This is a genomic window from Natribaculum luteum, from assembly GCF_023008545.1.
Lineage (GTDB): Archaea > Halobacteriota > Halobacteria > Halobacteriales > Natrialbaceae > Natribaculum > Natribaculum luteum.
The window spans coordinates 3,644,094-3,656,043 of the sequence record NZ_CP095397.1; the positions used below are offsets into that span (position 1 = coordinate 3,644,094).

At 62.4% G+C, this 11,950-nt stretch carries 18 protein-coding genes and 1 tRNA gene; 9 read left to right on the forward strand and 10 right to left on the reverse strand.

From position 1 onward, the window contains the following. Positions 1 to 245 precede the first annotated feature (245 nt). Positions 246 to 1,373, forward strand: coding sequence for an AI-2E family transporter (locus MU558_RS18760; protein WP_246970720.1), 1,128 nt, complete (start codon positions 246 to 248; stop codon positions 1,371 to 1,373). Between the two features lie 296 nt (positions 1,374 to 1,669). On the opposite strand, the gene MU558_RS18765 is transcribed toward MU558_RS18760, so the two are convergent. Then, positions 1,670 to 2,089, reverse strand: coding sequence for a DUF7548 family protein (locus tag MU558_RS18765; RefSeq protein WP_246970722.1), 420 nt, complete (start codon positions 2,087 to 2,089; stop codon positions 1,670 to 1,672). A 142-nt stretch (positions 2,090 to 2,231) separates the two neighbouring features. Between MU558_RS18765 and MU558_RS18770 the strand changes: the two genes are divergently transcribed. Next, positions 2,232 to 2,585: a DUF5798 family protein gene (locus MU558_RS18770; RefSeq protein WP_246970724.1), complete on the forward strand. Its 354-nt coding sequence runs from the start codon at positions 2,232 to 2,234 to the stop codon at positions 2,583 to 2,585. A gap of 69 nt (positions 2,586 to 2,654) precedes the next feature. Next, entirely contained in the window at positions 2,655 to 3,635 is a 981-nt protein-coding gene (locus tag MU558_RS18775; protein ID WP_246970726.1) for a PLP-dependent cysteine synthase family protein, read from the forward strand. On the opposite strand, the gene MU558_RS18780 is transcribed toward MU558_RS18775, so the two are convergent. The 6 genes from MU558_RS18780 to MU558_RS18805 all read right to left on the reverse strand — a co-directional run bounded on the left by MU558_RS18780 (position 3,632) and on the right by MU558_RS18805 (position 7,412). Then, entirely contained in the window at positions 3,632 to 4,042 is a 411-nt protein-coding gene (locus MU558_RS18780) for a CoA-binding protein (protein WP_246970727.1), read from the reverse strand. The genes MU558_RS18775 and MU558_RS18780 overlap by 4 nt on opposite strands. An 86-nt stretch (positions 4,043 to 4,128) precedes the next feature. After that, positions 4,129 to 4,764 (reverse strand): RAD55 family ATPase, encoded by a 636-nt coding sequence (locus tag MU558_RS18785; RefSeq protein WP_246970729.1) that lies wholly within the window; start codon positions 4,762 to 4,764, stop codon positions 4,129 to 4,131. Between the two features lie 106 nt (positions 4,765 to 4,870). Further along, a complete protein-coding gene (locus MU558_RS18790) occupies positions 4,871 to 5,728 on the reverse strand; it encodes a geranylgeranylglycerol-phosphate geranylgeranyltransferase (RefSeq protein WP_246970731.1) in 858 nt (285 codons plus the stop codon). 69 nt (positions 5,729 to 5,797) lie between these two features. After that, the gene (locus MU558_RS18795) at positions 5,798 to 5,983 is read right to left on the reverse strand and encodes a DUF7511 domain-containing protein (RefSeq protein ID WP_246970734.1); all 186 of its coding nucleotides are present in this window, start codon (positions 5,981 to 5,983) and stop codon (positions 5,798 to 5,800) included. A 264-nt stretch (positions 5,984 to 6,247) separates the two neighbouring features. Beyond that, positions 6,248 to 6,322, reverse strand: a tRNA-Arg gene (locus tag MU558_RS18800). Between the two features lie 112 nt (positions 6,323 to 6,434). Next, the gene (locus MU558_RS18805; RefSeq protein ID WP_246970736.1) at positions 6,435 to 7,412 is read right to left on the reverse strand and encodes an ornithine cyclodeaminase family protein; all 978 of its coding nucleotides are present in this window, start codon (positions 7,410 to 7,412) and stop codon (positions 6,435 to 6,437) included. Between the two features lie 423 nt (positions 7,413 to 7,835). Here MU558_RS18805 and MU558_RS18810 point away from each other — a divergent pair, with 423 nt between their 5' ends. The 4 genes from MU558_RS18810 (at position 7,836) to MU558_RS18825 (ending at position 9,219) form a co-directional block, all read left to right on the forward strand. After that, the gene (locus MU558_RS18810) at positions 7,836 to 8,096 is read left to right on the forward strand and encodes an antitoxin VapB family protein (RefSeq protein WP_246970738.1); all 261 of its coding nucleotides are present in this window, start codon (positions 7,836 to 7,838) and stop codon (positions 8,094 to 8,096) included. Then, entirely contained in the window at positions 8,093 to 8,485 is a 393-nt protein-coding gene (locus tag MU558_RS18815) for a type II toxin-antitoxin system VapC family toxin (RefSeq protein ID WP_246970740.1), read from the forward strand. Before MU558_RS18810 ends, MU558_RS18815 begins: the two co-directional genes overlap by 4 nt. Positions 8,486 to 8,629: 144 nt before the next feature. Then, the gene (locus MU558_RS18820) at positions 8,630 to 8,869 is read left to right on the forward strand and encodes a hypothetical protein (RefSeq protein ID WP_246970742.1); all 240 of its coding nucleotides are present in this window, start codon (positions 8,630 to 8,632) and stop codon (positions 8,867 to 8,869) included. Next, positions 8,866 to 9,219, forward strand: a complete 354-nt coding sequence (locus MU558_RS18825) for a type II toxin-antitoxin system PemK/MazF family toxin (RefSeq protein WP_246970744.1) — start codon at positions 8,866 to 8,868, stop codon at positions 9,217 to 9,219. The genes MU558_RS18820 and MU558_RS18825 overlap by 4 nt, the downstream gene beginning before the upstream one ends. A gap of 395 nt (positions 9,220 to 9,614) precedes the next feature. Here the strand turns inward: MU558_RS18825 and MU558_RS18830 are convergent, their stop codons facing one another. Together MU558_RS18830 and MU558_RS18835 are read right to left on the reverse strand one after the other, a co-directional pair. Beyond that, complete coding sequence (locus MU558_RS18830) at positions 9,615 to 9,938, reverse strand: chorismate mutase (RefSeq protein ID WP_246970746.1); 324 nt, start codon at positions 9,936 to 9,938, stop codon at positions 9,615 to 9,617. Beyond that, a complete protein-coding gene (locus tag MU558_RS18835) occupies positions 9,935 to 10,807 on the reverse strand; it encodes a shikimate kinase (RefSeq protein WP_246970748.1) in 873 nt (290 codons plus the stop codon). Before MU558_RS18835 ends, MU558_RS18830 begins: the two co-directional genes overlap by 4 nt. Before the next feature lie 131 nt (positions 10,808 to 10,938). Here MU558_RS18835 and MU558_RS18840 point away from each other — a divergent pair, with 131 nt between their 5' ends. Both MU558_RS18840 and MU558_RS18845 read left to right on the forward strand, forming a co-directional pair. Continuing rightward, positions 10,939 to 11,367: a DUF5796 family protein gene (locus tag MU558_RS18840; protein ID WP_246970751.1), complete on the forward strand. Its 429-nt coding sequence runs from the start codon at positions 10,939 to 10,941 to the stop codon at positions 11,365 to 11,367. A gap of 5 nt (positions 11,368 to 11,372) precedes the next feature. Then, the gene (locus tag MU558_RS18845; RefSeq protein ID WP_246970753.1) at positions 11,373 to 11,618 is read left to right on the forward strand and encodes a DUF7508 domain-containing protein; all 246 of its coding nucleotides are present in this window, start codon (positions 11,373 to 11,375) and stop codon (positions 11,616 to 11,618) included. Positions 11,619 to 11,655: 37 nt separating this feature from the next. Here the strand turns inward: MU558_RS18845 and MU558_RS23205 are convergent, their stop codons facing one another. After that, positions 11,656 to 11,790, reverse strand: coding sequence for a DUF7128 family protein (locus MU558_RS23205; RefSeq protein WP_265781484.1), 135 nt, complete (start codon positions 11,788 to 11,790; stop codon positions 11,656 to 11,658). Positions 11,791 to 11,950: the final 160 nt, after the last annotated feature.

Consider the following 11,950-nt stretch of genomic DNA (forward strand, 5'->3'; position numbering starts at 1 on the left):
GCGTGTCACTGGGCTGTGCTGCCGTCGTCCGGGGCGGATCGAACGCGGTGAGCGTACGTCGTGGCCCCGCGATCGAAGCCCCGCGATCGAAACGACTCACAGGTATATATTGCCGGCCAACACGGTTCAGCCATCGATCGCACTCGAGACGCGATCGAGTAGTCACTGACTGTTGTCCGGTCGTATAGTCGAAGGGGCCGCTCCGACACCCAGAATCATGTCCGTCGCCAGTGTATTCGACGCCGATGACGACACACACCGCGCCCGGACGCGACCTCACCGATCGACGAGTGCTGATACTGCTCGTCGTCACCGTCGGTGTCCTCTCGTTGCTGCTGGTGTTACCGTACCTGTCGTACGTCCTCGCTGCGGTCGTCCTCGCGTACGTCCTCGCTCCTCTCCAGCGACGACTCGAGCCCCGCTTCGGCCGAACCGTCGCCGCCGCCGTCGGCCTCGTGGTCGCGACGGTCGCGATTCTGTTTCCGGTCGGCGTCCTCGTCTCCGTCGCGATCGACCAGGCGATCACGCTCGCAGCGGCGATCGGCACCGGTGACCTCGACGTCGAATCGCTCGAGAGCCAGCTAGCAGCGCACGGCCTCGAGATCGACCTCCAGACGCTGTACGGAACGTTCCAGGAGCCGATCGGCGTCGGCGCTCGCGGCCTCGCTGCCGACGCTCTCGGGATCGTCGGCGGGTTTCCGGGGTTCCTGATCGGCGTGACCGTCCTGTTGTTCGTCCTCTACTCGCTCCTTCGGGACGGCGACCGGCTCGTGGCGTGGAGTACGTCCGTCCTTCCGCTGCGCGACGACCTCCAGGACGAACTCGTCACGCGCATCGATCGGTTGATGTGGGCGTCGATCGTCGCGAGCGTGCTCGTCGCGGCCGTCCAGTCGCTTCTCACGACGATCGGGCTAGCGATCGTCGGCATCCCGGGGCTCGCGTTCTTCGGCATTCTGACGTTCGTCCTCGCGTTACTCCCGCTGATCGGCGCGTTCGTCGTCTGGGCACCGATCGCGATCTACCTGGTCGTCGTCGGCCAGCCACTCGCGGGGGCGTTCCTGTTCGCTTACGGAGCCGTCGTCGTGAGCCTCGCCGACAACTTCCTCCGACCGATCACCGTCGGGCGGAGCGTCGACCTCAGCGCGGCCGTCGTCGTCGTCGGCATCTTCGGCGGCGTCGCGTTCTTCGGCGTCATGGGACTCTTTTTTGGCCCGATGATCCTCGGCGCGTTCAAGACCACGTTCGAACTGTACGCGAGAGAACGAGACGAACCGCACCCGCAGGTGCCGGTCGGACTCGTCGGGATCCGACCTGGCGCGATGGAGTCGTCCCAGACACCGGCGGGCGACACTCGAGAAGAGAATCGATCGTAGCATCCCCGGCGGGGATCTACGGGTGGACGAGACTCTCCGAGCGGACGGTCGAACTGGCAATCGGTCGATATAAATAAAAAACGCGACGTGGGACACCAGACTACCGCTAGCCGCGGCTCAACTCTCGACGGGGATGGACTTGCCACGGAGCTCGGTGCCCTCGAGGATCGGGAGGGTCACCTCGAGGACGCCGTTGGTGTAAGTGAATCTTTCGTCAAGAGAGGACGATCGACATCGAGCGCGCGACAGCGACCGAACGCCGGTATCGAGGCCGGAAGGACAACCGGGACTCGCGATCAGAACAGCGAGAGCGCCCGCGCGTACCACACCGAACAGGCGAACGTCGCGAGCGACGAGAGCAGGAGGAGCCAGCGGTGGTACTCGAGCCACAGCGCCTCGCCGAGTCCCGTGACGACCGACTCTGGAACGGCGAGCGCCCAGACGAACACGAGCAACGAGAGGACCGCGCTGAGGACGATGACCAGCCCGGCGACGAAGTCGGGTTCGGTTCGTCGCTCGCGTCCCGCCGCGAAGAGGACGACGGCGACGACCACGAGCAGCGTGAGAAACGGCGGCCCGGCGATCCCGTAGTCGTAGTAGATGGCCAGCCCCGGCGTCTCCGTCTCGGGGAGCAAGACGTACGGTGCGAACGCGACGAGAACGTACGAGAGGGCGGCGACGATACCGACCGTCGGCGGGCGCTGCTCGGGGCGCATACTCGAGGCGTCGAAGCGGTGTCGCTTAAGACCGACGGTCTCGCCGAGTGACAGACGCGTGGCCAGCCGACGACCGGGACGATCGGAACCATCGAATCGCAGCAAAGAAAGGACCAACTAGCTGGAGGCCGACCTGTCACGTATGGGACTCGGCAGCACTGCCAAGAAGATCCAGAGCCTCTCTGACCGCGCCGAACAGATGTACAGGCAGGTACAGGAACTCCAGAAACGGATCGTCGGCCTCGAGGAGGGGGTCGACGAGACCAGCGACCGGGTGACGAAACTCGAACACCAGGTCCGAGAACAGCGCGCGCTGCTCGTCGCCATCGCCGAACAGCAGGGTCTCGACGGCGAGGAGATTCTCGCGGAAGCGGCGATCGAGGAGGCGGAAGCGTCCGACGCAGACGCGCCCGACGTCGAGACCGCCGACGCCGAGACGAACAAGGGCGACGCGAGCAAGGAGACAACAGACGCGACGGTCGAGACCGGCGAATAACGCGGCTCGCATCGAGCGTGATCGCTCGCACGACAAGAGCTAACAACTGGTACGACATTTTCCCGAACGATGACCTCCTACGACCGACCACTGGAGTCGGTACTCGAGACGATCGGGCAGACGCCGCTGGTTTGCGTCCACGACGCCCCCGGGGTCGTCCCCGTCTACGCGAAACTCGAGTCGTTCAACCCCGGTGCGAGCGTCAAAGACCGGATCGGCCGGTACATGCTCGAACGAATGCTAGAACGCGGCGATCTTTCCCCCGGCGGGACGGTGATCGAGCCGACGGCGGGCAACACCGGCATCGGGCTGGCGATCGCAGCGGGCCAGCTCGAGTTGAACGCGATCTTCGTCGTCCCCGAACGGTTCAGCGTCGAGAAACAGCAGCTGATGGCCGCTCTCGGGGCCGAGATCGTCAACACGCCCACCGACGACGGGATGGGCGGCGCGATCGACCGCGCCCACCAGCTCGCCGACGAACTCGACGACGCCGTCGTCCCCCAGCAGTTTTCCAACCCGTTGAACACCGAGGCACACTACGAGACGACCGCTCCGGAGATCTACGAGGCACTCGACGGCGAGGTCGGCGCGGTCGTCGCCGGCTGTGGCACCGCCGGGACGCTCATGGGGATCGCGCGGTACGCACTCGAGCGCGATGCCGAGACGTACGTCGCCGCCGTCGAACCCGAGGGGTCGCTGTACGGCGAGTTCCTCGGCGAAGGGCGCGAGGAAGGCGCGTACAAGATCGAGGGGATCGGCACCCACGACACCGCCACGAACGAACTGTTCGAACCCGACCTCGTCGACGAGATCTACGCCGTTTCCGACCGGGCGGCACACGAGGAGCTCCGTCGTCTCGCCAGCGAGGAAGGGCACCTGGTCGCCTCGAGTGCGGCCGCAGCGAGCGTCGCCGCAAAACGCGTCGCCGAGGAAATCGCCGCCGGTGCGATCGACGCTCCCCACGATTCCGTCGTGACGGTGTTTCCGGACTCGAGCGAGCGGTACCTCTCGAAGGGAATCTACCGCTCGTTCGAGAAGTGGGAGAGCTAACCGTACAGCCGACGGTGATCGACTTTCAGACACCGATCTTCGACGACGGTCAGCCCCGCCGATTCCGCCCGCCGGGTCGCCTCCGGGTCGCGGATGCCGAGTTGTGTCCAGATCACGCGCACGTCGTCGCGGTCGATGGCCTGCTCGACGACGCCCGAAACCTCGTCGCTCGGGCGAAACACGCAGACGACGTCGATCTCCTCGTCGACGTCGGCGAGCGAGTCGTACGCTCGTCGGCCCAGGATCTCCCCGGCGTACGGGTTGACCGGGATCACCTCGTAGCCGTGTTCGTCGAGGTACTTTGGAACGTCGTGGGCGGCTTTGCCCGGCGATCGCGAACAGCCGACGACCGCGACGGCCTGGAACCCGAGAATTTCCCGGAGGACGGCGTCGTTCTCGACTGGCATGGCCGATCGAACGATCTGCGTACGTAAACCTCCCGTGGTCGACACGTCGGTTCCGCCGGCGGGCCGGCCGCCCGGTTCGCACCTCGCTACGAGATGCCCGCCGTGTGGAGTACCGGCTCTTCGTTCTCTCCCTCTTCGACCTCGACGACGGCGTCGAACAGCTGTTTGAGCGTATTCATCGTCTGCTCGTCGTGGGCGGTCGAGTCGATGACGTAGATCCCCATCGCGTCGGCGCTCTGGACGCGACCGGTGAAGACGTGGAGGAATCGAAAAACCGTCTGGAGGTCCGAATACATCAGCAGCGTCGAAATCGAGTGTAACAGAATCCGGTTTCGGTCGATGCCACGACCCTCGTAAAACTCCTGGAGAAACTCCGAGAGCTTGATTCCGATGCCGGTCATGTCGACCGGCGACGAGACGTACTTGACCCGCGGATCGTCCTCGATCGCTCCGACACCACGTTGTTTCGTCACACAGTCGACGACCCCCACGTCGACGTCCTCGAGGGTCTCCTCACCATCGAGAAAGCTCTCGAACCCCGACAGCACCGTCTCTGCATCGTCTTTCGTCGTGACGATGAGCGCCCCATCACCCCGGTTGACCCCGCCTGCGAGGACGTCGAGCGCAATTCGGCGCTTCCCGGTCAGCGGCGCGCCAGCGACGAGAACGTTCGTCCCGGGATCGATTTCGGCGTCCGACAGGACGGTTGCGAAGTCATACATACCAGTTACTCACATCCATGGACAGCCACCTTGCGACTGCTCCTGGCACCGACTCGTTCGTATCTGCTATAAAATTCGGCAACCAAGGTATAATCCTTGTGATCGGTCAGGCAGGGAGTACCGTCACGTCGACCGCGATGCGACCGACGACGAACGCGAGCGCAGCAAGGAACATGCCGTACTTGAGATGTTCCTGTCCCGCAGTCGGATCGTCGAAGCTCTCGACTGCAGCGTAGAGCATGAGTCCGACGGCTGGCACGACGACGACCAGGTAGGCGACGCCGAAGTACTCGAGGACGTACGGTAGGGGAGTCGCGAGGATGGCAACGACTAACAGCGCCGTGCCGACGAGCAAGGCCCGTCGCTCGCCGATCGCGATCGGAAGGGTGTTCAGCCCTTCCTCCCGATCGCCCTCGACGTCCTCGACGTCTTTAACGATCTCGCGCGTGACCGTCGACAGCGCGGCCAGTAAGAACAGGACGACCGCCGCCTCGACGTTCCCGACCGCCGCGGCACCGAACAGGAACGTACTCCCGCCGAGGTAGGCGACGACGACGTTGCCGACGCCGGGCAACCCCTTGAAAAACTCCGTGTATGCGACGAGCGCGATCAGGTTCACCACCGCGATGGCGACCGCCAAAAGCGGCAACGCAAGCGCCAGCACGACGGCACCCACGAAGAGAACGAGACTGAACACGAGTGCCCCCCGTGGGCTGACCGCCCCGCGAGGGATCGCTCGTTCCGGCCGGTTGATACGATCGATATCTCGGTCGAAGTAATCGTTGATCGCGTTTCCAGCACCGGTCGCCAGAACAGTCGCTCCCACTGCGGCGAGCGACTCGTACGGGTACGTTGCGATCCCGCCGGCAACGTACGCGCCGATGAACGTCAACACTCCCGCTGCGATCGCGTTTATCGGCCGCGTCAACTCGAACAACCCGCGTATCGTCTCCGCCGCAGTCATTGCCGGAAGTGTAAAGCGGCGGGCTATAAACAGTACGATACGTCCGCCCGCGTGAGTATGGTTCTCGCCTTACCGCCACTCCTCGAGATTACAGAGTCCGTCACGCTCGACGGAGATCCACTGCGTCATCCGCTCGTCGCTCGTCGCGTCGACCGGAACGACCGTCCACCACTCCTCGTCGTCGGTGAGCAACTCGAGCGATTCGGCAGTCGACGACTCGTCTGGCCGTCCGACGGGTGCATCGTGCACGGTCATGGCTTCTCTCGATGGTTTGTCCCGTAAAATAATACCCCGCGTGCCGATTTTCAGTCCCCGGGAATCGACGATACCGACGGGTGGCCCGCGTCCGCGGCAGTGCCCTCCCTGGTTCTGTGCCTGCGTTATCGTTCAAATGTGCGCGAATCGCATGACACTGGCGACCACCGTAACGAAACGTGACGAAATCAAATCGGCCGAAAGAGGATTCCTTTATAAGCGCCATATCGCCGTCCGCCAAGTGCGGCCCGTCACACAGAATGATGGGCGCTGCAGGATTTGAACCCGCGACAACTTGGTCCGAAGCCAAGCACTCTGTCCAGACTGAGCTAAGCGCCCTGCAGTGCTTACTCTGGTGAGGAGTATTTTAAACTCATTGGTTTCCACCGCCAGTGTCCCCCGCTCTCGAGTCGCGCACTGCCAGTGGTTTGCCCGAGTCGATACACTCGGCTCACTCCGTCAGCGGGACTGACGTACCGATTCCCTCCGTGTGGGCCAGATCGTAGACCGTCGTCGCCGCCGCGAGGTCGAGGACGGCGCTCCCAACGCTCTCGAGGAGGACGTACCCGTCCTCGAGCGGTGCCGCCGCGTCGTCGGCAAGCGCGTCGCCGAGCGGGTCGAAGTCCGCCGCGGCGTACGACGTCGCTGCGACGTCGCCGGTGGCTGCAGCCTCGTCGGGAACGTCCGCAACGAGTCGCGTCGCTCGGTCGACGACGGCGGGTTCGAGTTCTTGCATTGCTTCGGTGTACGCGCCGACGGCGACGACGAGTTCGGCGTCCGAGAGCGCCGACGCGGGGAAAACGGGGTCGGTGCTCGTCGTGGCCGTGACGACCACCGTCGCACCGTCGACCGCGTCGGCGGCAGTTTCGGCTGCTGTCGCCGGGATACCCTCATCACGAAGCTCGCTTGCACACTCGCGTTTCGACTCGCTGGGCGAGTAGATGCAGACCTCCTCGAGCGTGGACGTCGCCGCGATTGCGCGCGTCTGCCAGCGTGCCTGTGCGCCGGCACCGATGACGGCCAACCGGACTGGATCCGACGCGAACGTCCTGGCGGCGAGACCACCGATACACCCGGTTCGACCGTTGGTAATTCGCGTACCGGCCATGAACGCCACCGGGCGGCCGGTCGTCGCGTCGGTCAGGACGATCTGTGCCTGGACCGTCGGGAGATCCCGCGACTCGTTCCCTTCGTGGACGCTCACCAGTTTGGTCGCGTAAAACCGCTCGCCGTGGATGTACGCGGGCATCGTCAGCCCCGTCCCGAGCGGATCGTCGGACTCGAGTCCAGCGCCGACGGAGAAGTGGGGTCGATCGGGTCGTTCGACCTCTCCTGCCGCCTGTTTGATCAACGCGTTCTCGACCGGGGCGAGGAGCATCTCGACGTCGAGCACCGCCGCGACGTCGGCCTCGCCGAGAATCGTTACCATGTGGTGGTAGACAGGGTACGACACCAAGTCTTTTCGGCTCTGACGACGCTTTCAGCTACGATCTGAGAGCGAGGCGGACGGAATTCGATGTGTTCACGCCAGGATCAATTCAACGCGAACGACAGCACTCGCCTCGATTTGCTGGTCGAACTCCGCGAGAAACACGATGTGAAAGACGCTGAAACGCTGTGTTTCCTGTCGGTTCAACACCGGAGTTCAACGAGTACGGTCATACCAACGGGAATCTTTCGGTAGAGCCGCTGTTACCGATTCTCTCGCTGCTCCACCTTGTTCAGGTCTGTAATTCACGTTACATCGTTTCGTGTATTTTGCCTGTTTTCGGCTACGTTAGCTCATCTTTCCGCCGAGCGAGCGGGCTTCGCACCAGCCTTTTTGAGTGTGCATGTAGTACTGTGTACTACGATGGCGACGAAAACGATTTCACTCGACGAGGAAGCCTACGAACGGCTGAAAGCCCGAAAAAAAGAGGGAGAAAGCTTTAGTGAAACTGTCAAGCGCCTTGCGGGAGAACGGTCGTGGAACGAGGTCGCAGGGATTCTCTCCAAGGACGAGGCGGCGGCCCTCGAGGCCGCTATCGAGGAGGGACGAACGACGTCTAGAGAACGGAGTGACCGCCTCACAGCAGCGTTAGACGAAGTCGGAGACGACGAGACCTCGGAATGATTCAGGACACCTCATTTATTATCGACTTGTTACGTGGCGATGAAAATGCAAAACGACTGCTCGATATCGTCGAAAAAGAAGCACGACCACAAAAAGTGTCCTCCGTGACGGTTTTAGAACTCTACGAGGGCGTTGCTCGATCTCAAACGCCGGAGGCGAAGCGAGAGCGAATTCTCGAAATACTGGAAACAAAGCACGTCGTGAGTGCCGACCACACTGTGATGCGAAAAGCCGGAAAACTCTCTGGTGAGCTGATCAACGACGGCGAACGGATCGATCGAGAAGATTGTATGATTGCTGCGACTGCGGTTCTCAACGACGAACCAGTTATCACGAGAAACACCAAACAATTCGAACGAATCGGCGGCCTCGAAGTACGGTCGTACTAGGGTTATAATTGAGTGATGTGTTACCTATTTTCGCGCTACTCAACTTTGTTCAGGTGGATGAAATCCATGGTACGAGTCACGGAAAATATCTGACGTGGGTAATAGTGGGCAACACTTATCCAGCAGTAGGTCCAGGTCGGTAACATGACGAAAGTAGATGCTCGGGACCTACGAACTAACGAGACCGATGACCGAGGTCGAATCTATCTCGGAACGGAGTACGCAAACAAGCGTGTGACCGTCGCCGTCGTCGAGGTAGAATCTGGCTATCCCGACGAAGATGAACTGGCTGCTGCGTACCGCGAGGCATCTGAAAGTGCGGAAGAGTTTGCAGAAGAGTGGGACGAAGCATCGGACGAGGCGTGGGACGGGCTGGATAAATGAGCGAGGACGTGGAAATTCGTCGCGGCGACGTTGTTATCGTTCGGCTTGATCCTGCGGAAGGGCGCGAGATGGAGAAAACTCGCCCTGCGGTAGTCGTCCAGAACGACGTTGGGAATAAAAATGCTAGTACGACTATCGTCGCACCTGCGACGGGGACATATCGGGGCTATCCATTTGAGGTTCTCGTCGAAGCAGCAGAGTCGCCGTTCGAGAAAGATTCCTCAATCCGTCTCGACCAAATTCGTGTCGTCTCCATCGAAAAGCGAATTCACTCGGCACTTGGAAGCCTCGACACAGAGACGATGGAGGCGGTGGACGAAGCGTTAACACTGAGCCTCGGACTGGACTGACGTGTCTGCTGTGATCAGTATAGAGGGAGGACCGAACGATTCACATCAAGGACAGGTAATGTGATTGTATGTCCGACCGTACCGACCGACTCCTTGCTGTTCTGGTCATCCTGACGGCCTTGTTGGTAGTTGCTCAAACGACTGTTGTCCCACGAAACCGACTGCTGAGTACGATGGGGATTTTCTCTGGAAGCTTGGCGGTCGTCTACGGATTAATGGAGTTACTGATGACGTTCTACTCAACTTCCTGACGCGACACGTTCGCACGTGTAGTGTCCGCTGGTTCTGGTGATCGGCCTACTGCTCAAACCGTTCAACACGAACCAACTGAACAGCAACCGGAAGATTTCTAATCGCTCATTGGACGTTACACGCGCTTAGAAACCCGCTTAGCACTATCTAGTGTTCCTTTGCTCGACCTTGTTCAGTTCGATGAGCAGCCGGAAGATCGCTTTCACGAGGTTCGAGTCGACGTCGAAGTGTTCGGCGTTCTCGCCCGCTCGTTCCATCACCCGCTCTTCCTGTTTCTCGTCCGTCGTCGGAAGCCCTCGAGCCTCTTTGACCTGTGCGATCGAATCCGCGACGTACGTCCGACGCGCGATGAGTTCGACGATGTCGCGATCGATCCCCTGAATCTCCTCGCGCAGGTCTTCGAGGTCCATCTCCTCTGGATCCCATTCTGCCGATTCCGCGTCCGTATCCGTAGATTCTCGAGTCATGTCGTACGTGTTCCGTCCGTTCGCGTTCGAAGTAATCGCGTCGTTCCCGCTCTGTCGTCCCACCGTTCCCGGACCGTCTCGAGTGCCTCGCGTTCGCCGATGGCCACGTAACTCGGCCCCGTTCCCGACAGCGAGACGCCGTCAGCGAGTGGAAGCGCGTCGATCATCGGCCCCGTCGGGAACTCGAGGGCGGCCGAGAAGGCGAGGCCGTTGACCGTCATCGCCTCGCCGTAGCGCCCGTCGAGGGCGAGTTCGGCGACGAGTTCTGCCATCGGGGCGATCCGCTCGCAGGCGTCGACGTCGGTGTCGGCGCTGTAAGCTCGCTCCGGTGGCATGTACACCAGTGCGTGCCAGTCGACGGGCTCTCGGGCGAGCAGTTCGTCCGTCGTGTTGTCGGTCACCGTGACGCCGCCGAGCATGCTCGCGCTCGCGTCGTCGAACGCGCCCGTCACGGTCACGCCCGCATCGCGAGCCGCCTGTACGCCGAGAAGGCAGGCGTCGATACGATCGACGGCGTCGGCGATCTCGAGGGCGTCGAGGGTGGCGAGCACCGTCGCGTTGGCGGCGGCACTGGAACTCTTCAGACCCGACGCCATCGGCACCTCCGTCTCGGTGCGGACGTGAGCACCGACGTCTCCTGCCTCGAGTCCCGCGCGGTCGGCATAGCGCGCGACGGTGAGTTCGACGCAGCGTTCGATCAGCGAGGTGTCGGCGTCGGGGTCGTCGGCAATCTCGCCCGAGACGTCGCCGTCGCTGGTCAGCGAGACGGTGGCAGTCGTCTCGAGGTCGATCGCGAACGCCGATCCCGTGCCGGTGGCGAGTGCGTTGAGCACCGTCCCAGCAGCGGGGGCGACGGCTCGGCCATCCATACCCAGACTTGCTCGCAGCGGCTATTTACGAGTGGCGATCCGTGCGGTTATAGCCGCAGTTGGGGGAGACGGCCGGTGTGGGACGGCAGGAGAACGGTCGGTTTTTGCCAGTTCGTGTCCAATCGCCGGCTATGAGTACGCGCTCGAACGTCGCACCCAGCACGCTCTCGGTCGACCTCGTCGAGGGTGGCGTCGTCGTTCAGTACCTCGACGGACGGGAGACGTTCTACAACGGCGTCCCCGAACCCGTCGAGGGAGCGATCAAGACGCCGCCTGGCAAGGAAGTCCACGTCCTCGTCACCGACCCCGACGGCGTCGAGGGCGTCATGACGTACGTCAACGACCGCAACACCCACGACGACATCTTAGAATCGACCGGCGTCGGCCGGGTCATGCTCGAGTCGGACGACGAAGAAGAGCTGTTTCCCGGCGTCACGGTCAGCACCGAAGCCTACTCGGTGCTCGTCGAGGCGGATCTCGAGGTCGTCGACGGTCGGGTCTTCGTCTTCGCGGAAGACGAAATGAGCGAGCACGCCTACGAACTCGTCGCGGAGGAGTAACGGCGATGCCGCTTCGAAAACAGTGGCGCGATCTCGATCGGGAGACCGTCGCCCGCGCGCCGGATCGACCCGGCGTCTACGAACTCGGCGACGGGGATGGGACCGTCCTCGCCGTGGAGTCGGGCATCCTGCGTGACGAACTCAAGACGGCGCTGGCCTACGGCGACGGCGAACAGGTGCGCTGGGAGGAGACGCACACGCGCCAGCAGGCTGCCGACCTCGCCGCCGACCACCGCGACCGCCTCGAGTGATTCGCACGGATCGCTGGAATCGTCACAGCAGCCCGTATCACTGGATGTACGACGGTTCCGACTTCTCACACCGCTTCTCGTGCTGTGTCGCGTCCGGCCGGTCGTCGAACAGCAGCCCACAGGTTTCACACTTGTACCAGGTGGCGTCGTCTCGCTCGGTCTGGACCACCATAGACGACGTTCCACTGGCCGTCCGCAAAACAGTTTCTCCGACGTTCGAACGATCGGTTTCGCGAACAGTACACTAGAAACTGATTACCTTGGAGCGACAACTATCAGGGGCACACTGAAAGGTGTGCAGTATGCGAGGTTTACACCACCTACCGTTCACC